The following is a 17,034-nucleotide window of genomic DNA, read 5'->3' on the forward strand; positions in this document are numbered from 1 at the left end:
CGACATCGCGCCCCCGGAGCCTCGGTGCATGAAGGCCGGTACCAGGGAGACGGCCGCCGAACTCACCGGTTTCACGGTGGGCGTCACGGCGGCACGCAGGCGTGAGGAACTGACGGCGCTGCTGCGCCGACGCGGAGCACGGGTGATGGAGGCGCCCGCGCTGCGCATCGTGCCGCTGGAGGACGACGCGGCACTACGCGCGGCCACCGAACGGTGCCTCGCCGCCCCGCTGGACTACGTGGTGGCGACCACCGGCGTCGGCTGGCGGGGCTGGATGAGCGCCGCCGAGGGCTGGGGGTACGGCGCCGCCCTCACCGCCGCCTGCCGCGACGCCGAGGTGCTCTCGCGGGGCCCGAAGGCCACGGGCGCGGTACGGGCCTGCGGCACGACCGAGACGTACTCGCCCGCCTCGGAGGCGGTGGACGAACTGCGCACCTGGCTGCTCGCCCGGGATCTCCGGGGGCGGCGGGTCGCGGTCCAGGAACACGGGGCGCCGCTGCCGGGGCTCGCGGCGGCGCTGCGGGAGCGGGGCGCGGAGGTGGTGGAGGTCCCGGTGTACCGCTGGGCGCCGCCCCAGGACCCCGAGCCGGTACGACGGCTCGCGGAGGCCACCGCGCGCGGCGACGTGCACGCCCTGCTGTTCACCTCGGCGCCCGCCATCACCTCCTTCCTGGAGCACGCGGAGGCCGCGGGCCGGTACGACACCGTCCTGGAGCGGCTGCGGACGGACGTGCTGGCCCTGTGCGTCGGCCCGGTGTGCGCCCGGCCGCTGCTGGAGGTGGGCGCGGAGCCGGTCTGGCCCGGGCGAGGCAGACTGGGAGCGATGGTCCACCTGCTCACCGCCACGCTCCCCGGCCGCGACCGGCACCCGGTCCCGGCAGGCGACCGCACGCTGATCCTCCAGGGCAACGCGCTGCTCCTGGGCGACGACCCCCGGGCGGAGGCGGTCTGGCTCACGCCGGGCTCGGCACGCGTGCTCCGGGCCCTCGCCGAACGCCCCGGCTGGGTGGTCGGCCGACCCGAACTGCTGCGCCGGGTATGGCCGGGCCGGGGCGCGGACGAACACGCGGTGGAGGCGGCGGTGACCCGCCTGCGGGCGGCCCTCGGCCCCTACGCGAACCTGGTCCGCACGGTCCCCAAACGCGGCTACCGCCTGGCCACGGAACCGGACGGAGGCACCCGATGACCGCCACGCTGCTCGCCGTCGCCCACGGCACCCGCGACCCGGAGGGCGTCCGCACGGTACGCGCCCTGCTGGACGAGGTCCGCCGCCTGCGCCCCGGCCTACGGGTGCGGCTCGCCTGGCTGGGCCTGGTGGAACCCTCGGTGCCACAGCTACTGGCGTCGCTGTCCGGCCCGGTCGTGGCCGTCCCGCTCCTCCTGGCCAGCGGCTACCACGTACGGTCCGACCTCCCGGCCCTGCTCGCGGACGCGGACCCCGGCACGGTACGGGTGACCCCGGCCCTCGGCCCGTCCCCCCTGCTCGCCGACGCCCTGGCGGCCCGCCTGGCGGAAGCGGGCCGCCCACCGGGCGCGTCCCCCGTCGTCCTCGCCGCCACCGGCTCCTCCGACCCCCGCGCGCGAGCGGACACGGCGGAGTCCGCCCGCCTCCTGTCCGCCCACCTGAACGCCCCGGTCACGGTGTCCTTCGCCTCCGGCGAAGGCCCGACCCCCGCCGAAGCGATTGCCGCCTGGCACAGGTCGGGCCACCCGAACGTCTCCCTCGCCACCCACCTCCTGGCCCCCGGCCACTTCGCCCACACCCTGACCCAAACCCCCGCCCGCTGGACCTCGGCCCCTCTGGGGACGCATCCGTCGGTCGCGGAACTGGTGCTGCGGCGGTACGACGAGGCGGCGGTTCTGCAAACAGAGGCGAACGGTCCGGCCTGGGCCCACTAGGAGGCCCTGTGCGTCACCAACAGCCCTGCCAAGTCGCGCCACGAGACGTCATGGAACCGCGATGGCGCGTCACACAGCCGTCAACCCCATCCCCGCGCAAGCCTCTTCGAGCCTCTCCAGTCCGAAAGCCTCCACCGGCCCCACCACCCCCGCCGCCCCACCGGACCGCCCGACGAGCGACTCCGCGGCCCAGGCCATCAGCTCCCCGGTCAGGGTGTACGCGCTGGGTCCCTCCAAGTGGACCTCGGCCAGGGGCGGGTGGCCCGGAGTGCCGGTCGACGCCACGGCCACGACGTAGGAGCGGGTGCGGGACCGTTCCGTGGTGTCCGGGCCGCCCGGCGGGCCCCAGGTCAGGGGGAGGGTGAGGGCGTCGGTCAGGGGGCGGCCGCCGGGGAGGCGTACCAGGGTGTTCGCCACCGCCGAGATCAGGGAGAGGGGTCGGCTCAGGGCGGGGAACCAGCCGTTGTACACGGTGAGTTCGGTCAGGGACGGGAAGTCCGAGGGGAGGAAGAGGGCTTCGGTGCCGGAGACCAGGAAGGCGGACTTCCGGTGGCCGCGCAGGTCGAAGCCGCGCACGCGGGACGCGGTGCGTTCGTCCACCAGGCGGTGCCCGCGCCAGGTGGGGGACGGCAGGGTGAGGCCGTCCCGCATGGTCGTACGGGTGCCGTGGCTGATGCCGCGCCAGAGCGGGCCGGTGGCGAAGTAGCCGATGTCCAGGGCGCGTACGGCGTCACCGGCGCGGCGGGCTGCGAGGGTGCCGGCGAGGATGCCGGGGACGTAGTCGTAGCCGAAGGCCGGGAGCATGACGGCGCCCGTCTTGCGGGCGCGCTCGTCGTACCGGTCGCGCACGGTGCGGACGAAGCCGACCTCGCCGGTGGAGTCGATGTAGTGGGCGCCCACCTCGGCGGCGGCCTCGGCCACGGGGTACCCGAGGCGCTCGAAGGGGCCGACGGTGGTGACGAGCACGTCGCCGCGCTCCAAGTGCTTCTGGAGTGAAGTGGGTTGGGTGGCGTCCACCACCACGTGGTCGAGGCCGCCGTGCCGCTCGGCGAGGGCGGTCAACGCGGCCGCGTTGCGGCCGGCCAGGACCGGACGGGCGCCTCGGCGCAGGAGGGCGGCGAGGACGAGACCGCCCGTGTAGCCGGTGGCACCCAGAAGGAGGATGCGGCTGTTCCGCTCAGGAGCCATGGCTCAGCTCCCGCTCAGGTCGGACACCAGCCGCTTGGCCAGCCGTTCGGAGGAGACGGGGTTCTGGCCGGTGTACAGATTGCGGTCGACGACCACGTACGGCAGCAGCGGCAGCCGGGCCTTGCCGTAGTCCGCGCCCAGCTCGCGCAGCCGGTCCTCCAGCAGCCAAGGTGCCTTGCGGCCGAAGCTGTTGAGCTTCTCCTCGGTGTTGGACAGGCCCGTCATCCGGTATCCGGTGAACGGCCACGAGCCGTCCGCGTTCCGGGCGGCCAGCGTCGCGGCCGGGGCGTGGCACAGCAGGGCCAGCGGCCTGCCGGAGTGGAGCACGCGGGTGAGCAGCGCGCCCGAGACCTCGTCGTGGGCCAGGTCCTCCATCGGGCCGTGCCCGCCGGGGTAGAAGACCAGGTCGTGGTCGGCCGGGTCGACGCCGTCCAGCGGCCGTGGGCTGTCCAGCTCGGGCTGGATCGAGTCCAGGTAGCGGCCGACCTCGCGGAGCTTGCCGGGCAGGCCCGCCGTGCGGGACATGCTCAGCCGGTCCAGCGTCGGGGGCTTGCCGCCCGGAGTGGCGATCGTGATCTCCCAGCCCGCCTCGCTGAAGATCTTGTGCGGCATCGCCAGCTCCTCACCCCAGTAGCCCGAGGGGTGCTCGGTTCCGTCGTTCAGCGTCCAGTGATCGGCCGCCGACACGACGAAGAGGACCTTGGTCATGGCTGTTGCTCCCTTCATCGCCAACCTTTCTCGCCCACGCGTAACACCGTACGCCATTTCTGGCACAGTGTGACAGCTGTGGCACTGCTAGCCTCTCGGTATGAAGGAGACCACCACGCCGGGGCTGCGACTGAGGACCCGTCGGCTCGTCACGGAGGCGCTGGCCGACACGGCCCTGGAGCTGTTCGACGCGTCCGGCTTCGACCAGGTGACCGTCGCCGACATCGCGCGGACGGCCGGCATCTCCCCGCGCAGCTTCTTCCGCTACTTCGGCAACAAGGAGGACGTGGTCTTCGGCGACCGCGTCCCCACCGCCGAGGAGGTCCGCGACGAGCTGTGCCGCCATCTCGACGGGAACACGCCCTGGGACGCGCTGCGTGACACCTTCGTCGTCGCGGCCGAGGTGATGGACGGCGAGGCGGGGCGCTGGAAGCGGGCGACCCGCGTCATCTGCCACACCCCGGCCCTGCGGGCCCGGTACCTGGAGAAGCACCTCGCGTGGACCGGGGTGCTCGTGCCGGAGATCGCCGCCCGGACGGAGCCCGGCGGCGCGGTCGCCCGGCTGAAGGCGCAGACCATGGTCAACGCCGCCCTCGCCTGCTTCGACGTGGCCTTGGAGAACTGGGCCGAGGACGACGAGGGCCGGTCGCTCGCCACCCTCGTCGGAGAGGTGTTCGGCTTCGTGCGCATCCCGCACGCCTGAGGCGGGCGGGGCCCGTGGTGGCCGGTTGCGCTCCTCGGCCGGGCGCCCAAACATGGACGAGGGGACCTGCGGCGCGGACGCGTGCGTGGGTGATCCTCTACTCGGGGTAGCCGTCACCATCAGCGGCCGGACCGGCCGCGCGACGGGCACTCGCGTGCCCGGCCCACGGAACAGCCCAAGGAGTGGCCATGACCGAAATCCCGCCGCCCGTCACCCCGTACCTCGAACCCGCCGCCAAGGAGCTGACCGAGGCTACCGATCCGCACCCCCGGATCTACGAGGTGCCGCCGGAGCAGGGCCGGGCGATCCTCGCCGACCTGCAGAGCGACACCAGCGTGCCGCGTCCCGAGGTCGACGAGGAGTGGGTCGACGTGGACGCCGGTGAGTGGGGCACGGTCCGCACCCGCGTCATCCGCCCGAAGGGCGTCGAGGGCCCGCTGCCGGTGCTGATCTACATCCACGGCGCGGGCTGGGTCTTCGGCGACGACAAGACCCACGACCGCCTCTTCCGCGAACTCACCGTCGGCGCGGGCGCGGCGGGCGTCTTCCCGGTCTACGACCGCGCGCCGGAGGCGAAGTACCCCACCCAGGTGGAGCAGAACTACGCCGTGGGCCAGTGGGTCCTCGAGCACGGCGCGGAGCACGGCCTCGACACCTCGAACATCGCGGTGACCGGCGAGTCCGTCGGCGGCTGCATGTCGGCGGTGTTCGCGCTGATGAACAAGGACCGCGGCGGGATCGACCTCAAGGCCCAGTGCCTGCTGTACCCGGTGGCCGACGCGGGCTTCGACACGCCGTCCTACGAGCAGTTCGCCGAGGGCTACTACCTCACCCGCGACGGCATGAAGTGGTTCTGGGACGCCTACACCTCCGACCCGTCCCAGCGCTCCGAGAAGTACGCCGCCCCGCTCCAGGCGTCGCTGGAGGAGCTGAAGGGCCTGCCGCCGACGCTGGTCATCACCGACGAGGCGGACGTGCTGCGCGACGAGGGCGAGGAGTACGCCAACAAGCTCCGCGAGGCGGGCAACGACGTCACCTCGGTCCGGGTCGCGGGCATGGTCCACGACTTCCTGCTCCTGGACAGCCTCCGCGACACCAGGGCGGCCAACATCGCCCGCAAGATCGCCATCGACTTCCTCGGATCGGCGCTGCACCAGGACGACTGAGGCAGCCCGCGCGGCTATGTGTTGACGGTGCTTACATCGGTGGCTACGCTGATGTAATCACCGTCAACATGCGACTCAGGAGCCGCGTCATGCCCGCGTCCCAGCCCCAGCACGACACCGTCGAGGTCGACCTCGGCGGCCGCTCGGTCACGGTCCCCAAGGGGGGTCTGTACGACCGCTACCGGATGGAGACCGACCTTGACGAGGTCGCCCGCGACCCCCGCGTCAGCGGCGTGGACTTCTTCCGGAAGCTGCCGAAGAGCAAGGTCGACTCCCCGATCGGCCCCACGCTGACCCCGAACTTCTACTACCGCGTCTCCACCGCCCGGCTCACGATGCTCGCGCCCACCCGTGCCATCCGCTCCCGGCTGCCCCGCGAGCTGGCCCCGCTGGAGGTCGCGCCCGGACTCGGCCTGGTCTCCGCGATGTTCTTCCGGTACGACGTGTGCGACATCGACTTCTACACCGAGGCCGCCATCGGCATCGCGGTGAAGCCCGCTCGGCACGGCAGGCTCGGCTTCTTCGACCTCGTCGCCGCCCTCAAGAACGAGCACCTCGACACCTACGTGCTCTCCCTGCCGGTCAGCACCGAGATCGCCCAGGTGCGCGGCCACGACGGCTACGGCTTCCCCAAGTGGGTGACCGGGCTGGAGGTCGACATCGACGCGCGCCGCACCACCGCGCGCGTGGCCAACGACTCCGGCGGCACGGACCTCGCGCTCTCGGCGCTCACCCCGGCCCAGACGAACTACCCGAGCGGCAAGCGCGTCGCGTCCCTCACCTCGTACACCACGATCGGCGACGCGTGGCACTCCACCCTGAGCCAGACCAACGTGCTGGCGTCCGGCACCGCGCTCGTGCCGCGTGATGTCGAACTCGAGGTGGGGCAGGGCCGGATGGCCGACGATCTGCGCTCCCTCAAGCCGATCCGGCCCCTCCAGTTCGACGTCGTGACCGAGGGCCAGCTCGCCCTGCACATGCCGGTCCCGACCTCGGTCCGCAGCCGGTAGGAGAGGAGCACCGCCATGACCGTCGACCACGCCACCCCCGCCGTCGCCAACCGCTCCTCCGGACTGCCCGCGTCCCTGACGCCCGCCCGGACCGAACGGCTCGCCACCCTGGTCAGCGCGTCGCCCGACGCGGCGCGCGTGACCACCCACGCCCCCTACACCGGCGTACCCCTGGCCGACCTCCCGGTCTCCACGCCCGCCGACGTCGAGGACGCCTTCGCACGGGCCCGTATCGCCCAGCGGGGCTGGGCCGCCACGCCGCTGAGCGAGCGGAAGAAGATCCTGCTGCGCTTCCACGACCTGGTCCTCGCCCGCCAGGACGAGGCGCTGGACCTGATGCAGGCCGAGAACGGCAAGACCCGCCGGGACGCCTTCCTCGAAGTCGTGGACATCGCCATCGTGTCCCGCTACTACGCCCGCAACGGCGCCCGGTACCTCGCGCCCAAGCGCCGCCGGGGTGCGATCCCGTTGCTCACCCACACCACCGAACTGCGCCACCCCAAGGGCGTGGTGTCGATCATCTCGCCCTGGAACTACCCGCTGAGCATGGCCGCCAGCGACGCGATCGCGGCGCTGATGGCGGGCAACGCCGTCGTCCAGAAGCCCGACACCCAGACCGCGCTCACCGCGCTGTGGTCGCTGGAGCTGATGCGGGAGGCCGGACTGCCGTCCGGTGTCTGGCAGATGGTGGTCGGGCGGGGCAGCTCCATCGGCGGCGCGCTGATGGACAATGCCGACTACATGATGTTCACCGGCTCCACCGCCAGTGGCCGGAAGATCGCGCGGGACGCGGGGGAGCGGCTCATCGGCGCCTCCCTCGAACTCGGCGGCAAGAACGCCATGCTGGTCCTGGACGACGCCGACATCGAGAAGGCCGCGGACGGCGCCGTCGCCGCGTGCTTCCCCTCGGCGGGCCAGCTCTGCGTCTCCATCGAGCGGCTGTACGTGGCCGAGTCGGTCCACGACGAGTTCGTGGCCGCGTTCGTCGCACGGACCAGGAACCTCGAGATGGGCGCCGCGTACGACTTCAGCGTGGACGTCGGCAGCCTCACCACCGAGGCCCAGCTCAAGACCGTCACCGAGCACGTCGACGACGCCGTGGCCAAGGGGGCGCGCGTCCTCGCGGGCGGAAAGGCGCGTCCGGATCTCGGGCCGCTGTTCTACGAGCCGACGATCCTCGCCGACGTCACCCCGGACATGACGCTGTGCGAGCACGAGACGTTCGGTCCCGTGGTCGCGGTCTACCCCGTACGCGACGACGACGAGGCGGTCGCGCGGGCCAACGCCACGCCGTACGGCCTCAACGCCAGCGTCTGGTCCCGGAGTTCGTCGCGGGGCCGGGCCGTGGCGGCCCGGCTGCACTCGGGCACCGTCAACGTCAACGAGGCGTTCGCCGCCGCGTGGGGCAGTGTCGACGCGCCGATGGGCGGCATGGGCGACTCCGGCCTCGGCCGACGCCACGGCGCCGAGGGCATCCTCAAGTACACCGAGGCCCAGAACGTCGCCCACCAGCGCGTCCAGGGGTTCACCCCGCCGAAGAGCATCCCGCCCGAGACCTGGGCGGCCCTGCTGACCGGCGCGCTGAAGGTGCTGAAGGCGTTCGGTTCCCGCTGAACCGACGACAAGGCGGGGCGGCTCCGACCGGAGCCGCCCCGCCTTGTCCGTGTGCGCTACGCGGCGCCCCGCGTCGTGCCCAGCCACGCGCGATAACGGCGCAGCGCCTTACGCTGCTTGCCGCGTTCGGCGAGGAGGGCGACGGCGGGATGGGTGCCGGGCGTCGGGCGGCTGCCGCGCGCTATCCGGCGCATCTGGTGGCGGACCTGCGCCATGCTCGCCGCCGAGGCGAGCGCCTTGTCCGACCAGGTCACCGGCCGGAGCTGCCGCTCGGCCTCACCCCCGGTGCGCCAGCGCTCCGGCAGGTCCGGGGTGACGGCGAGGGCGGTGCCCATGCCGATGACCGCCACCCCGCTGTCGAGGACGCGCTCGGCGGTCTCGCGCCGGGTGATGCCACCGGTCAGCATCAGCGGCACCGGGCTGGACCCGACGAGGTCCTTCGCCAGGTCGAGGAAGTACGCCTCGCGGGCCTGCGTACGCGCGTCGGCGGCGCGGCCGGACATCGCGGGGCTCTCGTAGCTGCCGCCGGACAGCTCGACCAGGTCGACCCCGAGCGGCGCGAGCATCTCGATCACCTGGCGGGCGTCGTTCGCGTCGAAGCCGCCACGCTGGAAGTCGGCGGAGTTGAGCTTGACCGCGACCGCGAAGGAGGGCGACACGGCGGCCCGTACGGCGCGGACCACGTCCAGCAGCATCCGGGCCCGGTTCTCCAGCGAGCCGCCCCACCGGTCGGTGCGCTTGTTGACCAGGGGGGAGAGGAACTGCGAGAGCAGGTAGCCGTGCGCCGCGTGCACCTCGACCCCGTCGAAGCCCGCCCGCTCGGCGCGCTGGGCGGTCACCGCGTACCGGGTGACCGTCTCCTCGATCTGCCGGGCGGTCATGGCGACCGGGCGGCCGAAGCGGCTGCTGTGCTTGCCCAGGTCGACGCCGACCGCGGACGGGCCCCATACGACGCCGGGCATGTCGGAGCCGATCTGGCGGCCGGGGTGGTTGATCTGCATCCAGATCGCCCCGCCGCCCGCCTTTCCGGCCTTCGCCCACGCGCTGAACGGCTCCAGCGGCGCGGCCTCGTCGAGGACGACACCGGCCGGACCGGTCAGCGCCTCGGCGTGGACCATGACGTTGCCCGTGATGAGCAGTCCGGCACCGCCCTCGGCCCAGCGCCGGTACAGCCCGTACAACTCGGCTCCGGGCAACTGGCCGTCGGCCGCCATGTTCTCCTCCATGGCCGCCTTGGCGATCCGGTTGCGCAGTACCTGCCCGGAGCGCAGGGACAACGGCGAGAACAGTTCGCTGGTCATCCTGCTTTCCCCTCTCGATCTCCATCGCTTACAATGTGTGCAGCGTTCACATTAGGGCAGTTATGTAAGCGCCGTAAACTTCAAGGAGTGTGACCTATGCCGCAAGCGAGCAGCTCGTATCACCACGGCGATCTGCGCGCGGCCTGCCTGCGTGCCGCGCGGGAGCTGCTGGAGGAGGACGGCAGCGCCGGGCTGTCGCTGCGCGCGGTGGCGCGCCGGGCGGGCGTCTCGGCCACGGCCCCCTACCGCCACTACGCGGACCGCGACGCCCTGGTCTCCGCCGTGGCCGCCGAGGGGTACCGCGAACTCGCCGAACACCTGGCCGCCGCCCACTCCGAGCCCCGGACCCCGGACGAACTGGCCTCCGTCGCCGTCGCGTACGTGCGGTTCGCGCTGGACCGGCCCGCGATGTTCCGGGTGATGTTCGCCGAGCCGTGCGATCCGAACAGCGAGGAGCGGGTCGCGGCGACCGCCGCCATCTCCGAGTACGTCCGGGGCATCGTGCGCGCCGTCTTCCCCGGCGTCGACCCGGACGCGTTGTCGACCACGGTGTGGGCACTCGTCCACGGCCTGGCCTTCCTGCACCTGGACGGCAAGCTCGACTCCGCGACGCCGGAAGTGGTGGACGCCCAGGTCCGCGCGTCGGTGCAGGCGCTGTTCAGCGCGTCGGCGGCGCGGTAGGAGCCGCCGCACGCCGGGCCATGTTGACAGTGCACACACCTACTGCCTAATGTATGTGCTGTAAACATACGGGTGTGGCAGCCCGCACTTCTCTGAACGGAGCGTCATGAAGGCAGTGTCGATCAAGGAGCCCGGCGGTCCCGAGGTCCTGGAGTGGGTGGACGTCGAGGACCCGACCCCCGCCCCCGGTGAGGTCGTCGTCGACGTCGTCGCCAGCGCCCTCAACCGCGCGGACGTCATGCAGCGTTACGGCCTGTACCCCCTCCAGCCGGGCACCTCGCCGTACCCCGGTCTCGAGGTCTCGGGCCGGATCAGTGCCCTCGGCGAGGGCGTGACCGGCTGGCAGGTGGGCGACGAGGTCTGCGCGCTGCTCACCGGAGGCGGCTACGCGCAGAAGGTCGCCGTCCCGGAGGGGCAGCTGCTCCCCGTGCCCGCGGGCATCGGCCTGGTCGAGGCGGCGGGTCTGCCCGAAGCGGTGGCCACCGTCTGGTCCAACATCGTCATGACCGCCCACCTCGAGAAGGGCGAGACCCTCCTCGTGCACGGTGGCGCGGGCGGCGTCGGCACCTTCGCCATCCAGATCGCCAAGGCGCTGGGAGCCCGCGTCGTCACCACGGCGGGCGGCCCCGAGAAGGCCGCCCGCGCACGGGAGCTGGGCGCCGACGTCACGATCGACTACCGCACCGAGGACTTCGCCGCACACGGCCCCTACGACGTGATCCTGGACGTCGTCGGCGGCAGCTACCTCGAACGCAACGTGCACTCCCTCGCCCCCGACGGACGCCTGGTGCTCATCGGCCTCCAGGACGGCCTGGAGGCCAATCTCAACCTGGCGGAGCTGGTCTTCAAGCGCCTGTCCGTGCACGGCACGACCCTGCGCACGCGGTCCAAGGAGCAGAAGGCCGAGATCATCGCCCAGGTGCGGGACGCGGTCTGGCCGATGATCGAGAACGGCGCCGTGCGGCTCGTGATCGACCAGCGCCTGCCCATGTCCGAGGCCGCCGAGGCCCACCGGCTGATGGAGGCGGGCGGCCACGTCGGCAAGATCCTCCTGGTCAACGAGTAGTCAGCGAGAGCCGACGAGCAGTGAACGAACAGCGCGAGGGAGCACCCCATGGACACCCACGTCGATCTAGGTGACCTGCCCGTCGACACGAGCACCCCGGTCCTGGTCACCGGTGCCACGGGCTACGTCGCGGGCTGGATCGTACGGGCCCTGCTCGACGCCGGGGTCACCGTGCACGCCGCCGTCCGCGATCCGGGCAGCGCGAAGAAGGTCGGCCACCTGCTGGCCGCCGCCGACGCCTCACCCGGAACGCTGCGCCTGTTCGCCTCCGACCTGCTGCGCGAGGGCTCGTACGCGGAGGCCATGCGCGGATGCCGGACCGTGCTGCACACCGCCTCCCCGTTCGTCCGGTCCGTACGGGACCCCCAGCGGGACCTGGTCGACCCGGCCGTCCAGGGCACCCGGAACGTGCTCCGCACCGCGGGCGAGGTGGGCGGGGTCGAGCGGGTGGTGCTGACCAGTTCGGTCGCCGCGATGATCGGGGACGCGAAGGACATCCTCACGCTCCCCGGCCGGACCGTGACCGAGGAGTGCTGGAACACGACCTCCTCGCTGACCCGCGAGCCCTACAGCTACTCCAAGACCCTGGCGGAGCTGGAGGCATGGCGGATCGCGCAGGAGCAGGACCGCTGGCGCCTGGTCACCGTCAATCCGGGTCTGGTCATCGGCCCCGCCCTCAACTCCGCGCCGACCAGCGAGAGTTTCAGCATCGCCCGGCAGATGGCGAGCGGCCGGATGCGGCTGGGCGCACCGCGCGTCGCGCTGACCGTCGTGGACGTACGCGAAGTCGCCTACGCCCACCTGGCCGCCGCGTTCCGGCCCGAGGCGGAGGGACGCCACCTCCTCGTGGCGGAGTCGACCGACATCGTCGACCTCGCCCGGCGCCTGCTGCCGGTCTACGGCACGTACCCACTGCCGCGCGGTGAGCTCCCCAAGCCCGTGGCGGTGGCCCTCGCCCCGGCGGCGGGACTCGAACGCGGGTTCCTGCGGCGGAACATCGGCTACGACCTCCGCGTGGACACCACGAAGAGCCGTCGGGAGCTGGGTGTGCGGTACCGCCCGGCGCAGGCGTCGATGGAGGAGATGTTCGGGCAGGTCGTGGGGGGAGGGGCGAGCACCGCTTAACCAGGTGATCCGTTGCCGAACAGCCCCCGGATTGGTGTGAGATGCGTCTTCATCCCATCTGAGGAAGTCACCAATCCGGCCCCCCTCCCGGCCCCGGATTCCCCCCGTGAGCGAGGAACAGAGGGACCCCAGGACATCACCGGGCCCGGTGCGGACGGCGCTGGGGGCCCTGAGCGGCGCGCTGGCCGGGTTCGCCGCCCTGGCGGTGGCCGAGCTGGTGGCGGCGGGCGTCCGTCCGCAGGCCAGTCCGGTGGTCGTGGTCGGCGGAGCCTCCATCGACCAGACCCCGGCGGCCGTCAAGGACTGGGCGATCCGTCACTTCGGCACCAACGACAAGCTGGTGCTCCAGCTCGGCATCCTCCTGGTCCTCGCGCTCCTCGCGCTGGGCCTGGGCGCGCTGGCGGTACGCCGCCGGGTCGTGGGAGCGGCCGGGGTCCTGCTGTTCGGGGTCATCGGAGCGGTGGCCGCCTTCACCCGCCCGGACTTCCGTGGCTTCACCGACGCGTTGCCGTCCCTGGTCGGGGCCATCGCCGGGGCGCTGCTCCTGTACTTCCTCGCCGGACGCCTCATCACCCCCGTACCGGTCCCCGACAGCGGACCCGGCACCTGGGACCGGCGTGGCTTCGTCATCGCGGCCACCTCCGCGGCCGCCGCGTCCGCCGTCGTGGGCGGGGTCGGCCGGACGCTGAGCGGCAACCGGGCGGGGGACGCCGTGGCCTCCCGCAAACAGGTCGTCCTGCCCAGCCCGGGCTCGCCCGCGCGGCCGGTACCGGCGCGAACCGCCCTGCGGATCGACGGAATCAGCCCCTACGTCACGCCCAACACGAACTTCTACCGCGTCGACACCGCCCTGGTGGTACCCAAGGTGAACGCCACCACCTGGCAACTCCGTGTCCACGGCAAGGGCGTGACCCGGCCGACCACGTTCACCTTCGACGACCTGCTGCGCCGACGGCTGATCGAACGCGACATCACCCTGACGTGCGTCTCCAACGAGGTCGGCGGCCCGTACGTCGGCAACGCCCGCTGGACAGGCGTCCGTCTGGCCGACCTGCTCGCCGAATGCGGGGTCAAGCCTCCCTCGCGCGGCGGACCGGCCGACCAGTTGGTCGCCCGCTCGGTGGACGGCATGACCATCGGCACCCCCGTCGAGGACATCATGGATGGCCGCGACGCGATGCTCGCCGTCGGCATGAACGGCGAACCGCTGCCCTTCGAGCACGGCTTCCCGGTGCGCATGCTCGTCCCCGGCCTGTACGGCTACGTCTCCGCCTGCAAGTGGATCAAGGACATCGAACTCACCACGTTCGACTCCTACGACCCCTACTGGGTCAAGCGCGGCTGGGCGAGGAAGGCGCCGATCAAGACCCAGTCCCGGATCGACACGCCCAAGCCGTTCGCCCGGCCGAAGACCGGGACCGTGATGGTGGCGGGTGTCGCGTGGGCCCAGCATCGGGGCATCGACAAGGTCGAGATCCGGGTGGACGACGGCCCCTGGCAGGAGGCCCACCTCGCCGCCGAGGACACCCGTGACACCTGGCGCCAGTGGTCGTTCCCCTGGCAGGCGACCAAGGGGTCCCACACCCTCACCGTGCGCGCCACCGACCGCACCGGAAGCATGCAGACGGAGAAGCGCGCCCGGACCATCCCCGACGGCGCCAGCGGCTGGCACTCCGTCGTGGTGACCGCGGAGTGAGCCCGGACCGGCTCCCCGCCCCCTGACCAACACCCCACAAGACGCAGCCCGTTGCTGCCTTCCATAACAGGAGAAAAACCAATGAACACTCGCATTCGTCGCACCGCCGGTCTCGTCTCGGCCGCCGTCATGCTGCCCCTCGCGCTCAGCGCCTGCTCCGGCAGCGACAGCGACAGCGACTCCGCGAAGTCCGACTCCAAGCCGTCGGCATCCGCGTCGGCCCCGGCGGCCAGCGAGGGCATGACCTCCATGGACCAGCCCTTCGGCCCGGCCTGTTCCTCGGTGCCGAAGGACGGTGCCGGTTCCTTCGACGGCATGGCCAAGGACCCGGTCGCCACCGCCGCCTCCAACAACCCGGCGCTGTCCACCCTGGTCACGGCGGTGAAGAAGGCCGGTCTGGTCGACACCCTGAACAACGCCCAGAACATCACGGTGTTCGCGCCGACCAACGACGCCTTCAACAAGATCCCGAAGGCCACCCTGGACAAGGTCCTGGCCGACAAGGCCCAGCTGACGAAGATCCTGACCTACCACGTCGTCGGCCAGAAGCTCGCGCCGAAGGACCTGGAGAAGGGCTCCTTCGACACGCTGGAGAAGTCGAAGGTCATGACCTCCGGCATGGGCGAGTCGTACACCGTGAACGGCTCCTCGAAGGTCGTCTGCGGCAATGTGAAGACCGCCAACGCCAACGTGTACATCGTCGACACCGTCCTGATGCCGAAGAGCTGACCTGGACGGACATGCTCCCGCCCAGGCTGCCGACGGCCTGGGCGGGGTTCGCTTCACCGGGACCGACAGACCGACGGACCGACAGGGGGACCGTATGACCACGAACGACGAGAACGACCCGACGGGCCCCCGCGCCGCGCCGTCGGCGCCCCACCCGGCCTCGCGTGACGACGTCCTGCGCCGGATCGCCGTCACACGCCAAGTCGGCCTGAGGCGGCGCCTGTTCGGCAGGATCTCCGGGCTCCGTACGGCTCGGTGCGACGGCGCGCCTCAGAACTGAACCACCCCCAGCGGCGCGGCCGTCGGCTGCTTCGACCCTCCCGCGGGCTCCACCGTGATCCCGACGGCCGTCGCCCGGCCGAGGGGGCCCAGCAGTACCCGGCCCTGCCGGCCGCCCGCGCCGGAGAGCAGGCCACCGGAGCGGAAGGTGCCGTTGTCGGCGTACCAGAGCTGGTACACCTTCCCCCCGCCGAGCGCGGGCAGCCCGGCGGCGACGAAGGCCGCCTTGCGCTGCTGTCGCGACATGATCACGCTCGCCCGGGCGCCGTTGCTCAGCTCGCCGGTGCGCACGGTGGCGTCCGGGGCGGTGACCACGTCGGCGAGCGAGGCGGTGCGCCGCTCCTGCTCCTGCGCCGTGCGCCGGGCGTCCCGCGCCTCCTCGTGCTGCCACCAGGCGACCGAGCCGCCCGCGACGGCTGCCGCGAGACAGGCGGCGAGCGCCCAGGGGAGCAGCCGTCGGCCGTGGCCTGGCCGGGCGGGCGGGGTCTCCTGCCGGGTGTTCCGGATGCCTGCCAGCACGCGCGCGCGGGCCGCGTCGTCCGGGGGCAGCGCGGTGGCCTCGGCGAGCCCGACGACCGCGTCCATGAGCTGCGCGGCCTCCTCCCGGCAGGCCGCGCAAGCCGCGAGGTGGTTCTCGAAGGCCGCCCGCTCACCGGGGGGCAGGGCATCGAGTACATAGGCGCCGACAGCGTCGTGGTCGCCGGGTCCCGAGTTCATTCGCCGGCCTCCAGACACTCCCGCAGCCGGTGCAGCCCGGTCCGCATCCGCGTCTTCACGGTCCCGGTCGGCTTGCTCAGGGCGCGGGCGACCTCCTCGTACGTCAGGCCCTCGTAGTAGGCCAGCACCAGTGGCACCCGCAGGTTCCCGCACAGCGCGGCCAGGCAGCGGTACAGCCTGCGCCGCTCGTCGCGGTCCTGCACCAGCTCGGCCACCATGTCGAACGGGCGCTCGCTGTTGCCCTGCGCCACCCGGCGGTCCCGGTCGGACGCGGCCTGCGCCGAGCGGACCCGGTCGACCGCGCGGTGGTGCGCCAGGGCGAACACCCACGACTTGGCCGACGCGTGCTCGGGGTGGAAACGGGCCGCCGTACGCCACACCTCCAGCATCACCTCCTGCGCGACCTCCTCCGCCTGCGAGGCGTCGCGCACCACGCGCAGGGCCAGACCGCGCACGGAACCGGACAGGCTGTCGTACAGCAGGGTGAACGCCTCCTCGCTGCCGCGTGCGGTCGCCGTCAGGTAACCGTCGAGACGGCGGTCGGCGGCGGACCTGTCCCTGTGCATCCGTGTCGCTCCTCCCCTCGTCCTCGCGTCGCCCGGGGCCGGGCCCTCCCCGACCAGCCTGGGTGTCCGGTGCCGATCCCGCGCCTGCTGGACGCCCTGCCGCCCGGAAGTCCGTCCGTTCGAGTGCCCGGAGCCTCGGGGGCCGCCAAGGGGCTGCTATCCGTCCGCGGCGCCGAGGACGGCCCAGACGGTGTGCCCGTTCCGGGTCGGCTCGTCGCCCCAACGGCTGGCCAGGGCGTCGACCAGGAACAGACCGCGGCCGGACTCCTCGAGCGTGAAGGACGGATGCCGCCAGCGGGCCCGGACCAGGGTGGTGTCGAAGCTCGGTCCCGCGTCGGCCACCTCGATGCGCAGGGCCGCCCGGTCGGAGGACCGGCGGCGCAGCGCGCACGCGACCCGCACGGGTGGCCGGCCGTGGCGCAGTGCGTTGGCCAGCAGCTCGCTGACCACCACGGCGGCGTCGTCCGCGAACTCCGCCACCTGCCAGCGGGCGAGGTGGTCGCGCAGATCGTCGCGCACCGCGTCGGCGGGTTCGGCGGAGTCGTAGCTGAGACGGCAGGAATCGCGCTTCATGGCGAACACCTTC

General features: G+C 72.5%; 18 protein-coding genes. 12 read left to right on the plus strand and 6 right to left on the minus strand.

Annotated features, from left to right (window positions below; translation table 11 throughout):
- Positions 1–28: 28 nt before the first annotated feature.
- Both ACIPPM_RS05585 and ACIPPM_RS05590 read left to right on the plus strand, forming a co-directional pair.
- Positions 29–1,186 (plus strand): uroporphyrinogen-III synthase, encoded by a 1,158-nt coding sequence (locus ACIPPM_RS05585; RefSeq protein WP_401443330.1) that lies wholly within the window; start codon positions 29–31, stop codon positions 1,184–1,186.
- Positions 1,183–1,899: a sirohydrochlorin chelatase gene (locus ACIPPM_RS05590; RefSeq protein WP_401443332.1), complete on the plus strand. Its 717-nt coding sequence runs from the start codon at positions 1,183–1,185 to the stop codon at positions 1,897–1,899. Before ACIPPM_RS05585 ends, ACIPPM_RS05590 begins: the two co-directional genes overlap by 4 nt.
- Positions 1,900–1,968: 69 nt before the next feature.
- Here the strand turns inward: ACIPPM_RS05590 and ACIPPM_RS05595 are convergent, their stop codons facing one another.
- Together ACIPPM_RS05595 and ACIPPM_RS05600 are read right to left on the minus strand one after the other, a co-directional pair.
- Positions 1,969–3,087: a saccharopine dehydrogenase family protein gene (locus ACIPPM_RS05595; RefSeq protein ID WP_401443334.1), complete on the minus strand. Its 1,119-nt coding sequence runs from the start codon at positions 3,085–3,087 to the stop codon at positions 1,969–1,971.
- Between the two features lie 3 nt (positions 3,088–3,090).
- Positions 3,091–3,795, minus strand: a complete 705-nt coding sequence (locus tag ACIPPM_RS05600; RefSeq protein ID WP_401443336.1) for a type 1 glutamine amidotransferase domain-containing protein — start codon at positions 3,793–3,795, stop codon at positions 3,091–3,093.
- A 100-nt stretch (positions 3,796–3,895) separates the two neighbouring features.
- Here ACIPPM_RS05600 and ACIPPM_RS05605 point away from each other — a divergent pair, with 100 nt between their 5' ends.
- The 4 genes from ACIPPM_RS05605 (at position 3,896) to ACIPPM_RS05620 (ending at position 8,288) form a co-directional block, all read left to right on the plus strand.
- Positions 3,896–4,498: a TetR family transcriptional regulator gene (locus ACIPPM_RS05605; protein WP_401443339.1), complete on the plus strand. Its 603-nt coding sequence runs from the start codon at positions 3,896–3,898 to the stop codon at positions 4,496–4,498.
- Positions 4,499–4,686: 188 nt separating this feature from the next.
- Positions 4,687–5,664 carry an alpha/beta hydrolase gene (locus ACIPPM_RS05610; RefSeq protein ID WP_401443341.1) on the plus strand — a complete coding sequence of 326 codons (978 nt, stop codon included), beginning with the start codon at positions 4,687–4,689 and terminating at the stop codon, positions 5,662–5,664.
- Between the two features lie 89 nt (positions 5,665–5,753).
- Entirely contained in the window at positions 5,754–6,674 is a 921-nt protein-coding gene (locus tag ACIPPM_RS05615) for an acetoacetate decarboxylase family protein (RefSeq protein WP_401443343.1), read from the plus strand.
- 15 nt (positions 6,675–6,689) lie between these two features.
- Positions 6,690–8,288, plus strand: a complete 1,599-nt coding sequence (locus ACIPPM_RS05620) for a succinic semialdehyde dehydrogenase (RefSeq protein WP_401443346.1) — start codon at positions 6,690–6,692, stop codon at positions 8,286–8,288.
- A gap of 56 nt (positions 8,289–8,344) precedes the next feature.
- Here the strand turns inward: ACIPPM_RS05620 and ACIPPM_RS05625 are convergent, their stop codons facing one another.
- Complete coding sequence (locus ACIPPM_RS05625; RefSeq protein WP_401443349.1) at positions 8,345–9,589, minus strand: NADH:flavin oxidoreductase/NADH oxidase family protein; 1,245 nt, start codon at positions 9,587–9,589, stop codon at positions 8,345–8,347.
- A gap of 96 nt (positions 9,590–9,685) precedes the next feature.
- On the opposite strand from ACIPPM_RS05625, the gene ACIPPM_RS05630 reads away from it, so the two are divergent.
- The 6 genes from ACIPPM_RS05630 to ACIPPM_RS05655 all read left to right on the plus strand — a co-directional run bounded on the left by ACIPPM_RS05630 (position 9,686) and on the right by ACIPPM_RS05655 (position 15,166).
- On the plus strand, positions 9,686–10,270 hold the full coding sequence (locus ACIPPM_RS05630) for a TetR/AcrR family transcriptional regulator (protein WP_401443352.1): 585 nt from the start codon (positions 9,686–9,688) through the stop codon (positions 10,268–10,270).
- A 106-nt stretch (positions 10,271–10,376) separates the two neighbouring features.
- Positions 10,377–11,336, plus strand: coding sequence for an NAD(P)H-quinone oxidoreductase (locus tag ACIPPM_RS05635; protein ID WP_401443354.1), 960 nt, complete (start codon positions 10,377–10,379; stop codon positions 11,334–11,336).
- Positions 11,337–11,384: 48 nt separating this feature from the next.
- Complete coding sequence (locus ACIPPM_RS05640; RefSeq protein ID WP_401443357.1) at positions 11,385–12,461, plus strand: NAD-dependent epimerase/dehydratase family protein; 1,077 nt, start codon at positions 11,385–11,387, stop codon at positions 12,459–12,461.
- A 106-nt stretch (positions 12,462–12,567) separates the two neighbouring features.
- Entirely contained in the window at positions 12,568–14,157 is a 1,590-nt protein-coding gene (locus ACIPPM_RS05645) for a molybdopterin-dependent oxidoreductase (RefSeq protein WP_401443360.1), read from the plus strand.
- Positions 14,158–14,238: 81 nt separating this feature from the next.
- Positions 14,239–14,886, plus strand: a complete 648-nt coding sequence (locus ACIPPM_RS05650) for a fasciclin domain-containing protein (RefSeq protein ID WP_401443363.1) — start codon at positions 14,239–14,241, stop codon at positions 14,884–14,886.
- A 94-nt stretch (positions 14,887–14,980) separates the two neighbouring features.
- Positions 14,981–15,166 carry a hypothetical protein gene (locus tag ACIPPM_RS05655; RefSeq protein ID WP_401443366.1) on the plus strand — a complete coding sequence of 62 codons (186 nt, stop codon included), beginning with the start codon at positions 14,981–14,983 and terminating at the stop codon, positions 15,164–15,166.
- Here ACIPPM_RS05655 and ACIPPM_RS05660 read toward each other — a convergent pair.
- The 3 genes from ACIPPM_RS05660 to ACIPPM_RS05670 form a co-directional block, all read right to left on the minus strand.
- Positions 15,157–15,882: an anti-sigma factor domain-containing protein gene (locus ACIPPM_RS05660; protein ID WP_401443369.1), complete on the minus strand. Its 726-nt coding sequence runs from the start codon at positions 15,880–15,882 to the stop codon at positions 15,157–15,159. The genes ACIPPM_RS05655 and ACIPPM_RS05660 overlap by 10 nt on opposite strands.
- Complete coding sequence (locus ACIPPM_RS05665; RefSeq protein WP_401443372.1) at positions 15,879–16,448, minus strand: sigma-70 family RNA polymerase sigma factor; 570 nt, start codon at positions 16,446–16,448, stop codon at positions 15,879–15,881. Before ACIPPM_RS05665 ends, ACIPPM_RS05660 begins: the two co-directional genes overlap by 4 nt.
- A gap of 156 nt (positions 16,449–16,604) precedes the next feature.
- Entirely contained in the window at positions 16,605–17,021 is a 417-nt protein-coding gene (locus ACIPPM_RS05670; RefSeq protein ID WP_401443375.1) for an ATP-binding protein, read from the minus strand.
- Positions 17,022–17,034 lie beyond the last annotated feature (13 nt).

Origin of the sequence: Streptomyces sp. NPDC090119 (genome assembly GCF_044747085.1) — a bacterium.
In the GTDB taxonomy this organism is placed as follows: Bacteria; Actinomycetota; Actinomycetes; order Streptomycetales; family Streptomycetaceae; genus Streptomyces.

What these genes read in the sequence shown, in the direction of transcription:
- ACIPPM_RS05655 (WP_401443366.1), top strand. Translation starts at nt 14,981, where the DNA reads ATGACCACGAACGACGAGAACGACCCGACGGGCCCCCGCGCCGCGCCG.
- ACIPPM_RS05625 (WP_401443349.1), bottom strand. Translation starts at nt 9,589, where the DNA reads ATGACCAGCGAACTGTTCTCGCCGTTGTCCCTGCGCTCCGGGCAGGTA.
- ACIPPM_RS05600 (WP_401443336.1), bottom strand. Translation starts at nt 3,795, where the DNA reads ATGACCAAGGTCCTCTTCGTCGTGTCGGCGGCCGATCACTGGACGCTG.
- ACIPPM_RS05665 (WP_401443372.1), bottom strand. Translation starts at nt 16,448, where the DNA reads ATGCACAGGGACAGGTCCGCCGCCGACCGCCGTCTCGACGGTTACCTG.
- ACIPPM_RS05670 (WP_401443375.1), bottom strand. Translation starts at nt 17,021, where the DNA reads ATGAAGCGCGATTCCTGCCGTCTCAGCTACGACTCCGCCGAACCCGCC.
- ACIPPM_RS05620 (WP_401443346.1), top strand. Translation starts at nt 6,690, where the DNA reads ATGACCGTCGACCACGCCACCCCCGCCGTCGCCAACCGCTCCTCCGGA.
- ACIPPM_RS05610 (WP_401443341.1), top strand. Translation starts at nt 4,687, where the DNA reads ATGACCGAAATCCCGCCGCCCGTCACCCCGTACCTCGAACCCGCCGCC.
- ACIPPM_RS05605 (WP_401443339.1), top strand. Translation starts at nt 3,896, where the DNA reads ATGAAGGAGACCACCACGCCGGGGCTGCGACTGAGGACCCGTCGGCTC.
- ACIPPM_RS05660 (WP_401443369.1), bottom strand. Translation starts at nt 15,882, where the DNA reads ATGAACTCGGGACCCGGCGACCACGACGCTGTCGGCGCCTATGTACTC.
- ACIPPM_RS05585 (WP_401443330.1), top strand. Translation starts at nt 29, where the DNA reads ATGAAGGCCGGTACCAGGGAGACGGCCGCCGAACTCACCGGTTTCACG.
- ACIPPM_RS05615 (WP_401443343.1), top strand. Translation starts at nt 5,754, where the DNA reads ATGCCCGCGTCCCAGCCCCAGCACGACACCGTCGAGGTCGACCTCGGC.
- ACIPPM_RS05630 (WP_401443352.1), top strand. Translation starts at nt 9,686, where the DNA reads ATGCCGCAAGCGAGCAGCTCGTATCACCACGGCGATCTGCGCGCGGCC.
- ACIPPM_RS05640 (WP_401443357.1), top strand. Translation starts at nt 11,385, where the DNA reads ATGGACACCCACGTCGATCTAGGTGACCTGCCCGTCGACACGAGCACC.
- ACIPPM_RS05595 (WP_401443334.1), bottom strand. Translation starts at nt 3,087, where the DNA reads ATGGCTCCTGAGCGGAACAGCCGCATCCTCCTTCTGGGTGCCACCGGC.
- ACIPPM_RS05650 (WP_401443363.1), top strand. Translation starts at nt 14,239, where the DNA reads ATGAACACTCGCATTCGTCGCACCGCCGGTCTCGTCTCGGCCGCCGTC.
- ACIPPM_RS05590 (WP_401443332.1), top strand. Translation starts at nt 1,183, where the DNA reads ATGACCGCCACGCTGCTCGCCGTCGCCCACGGCACCCGCGACCCGGAG.
- ACIPPM_RS05635 (WP_401443354.1), top strand. Translation starts at nt 10,377, where the DNA reads ATGAAGGCAGTGTCGATCAAGGAGCCCGGCGGTCCCGAGGTCCTGGAG.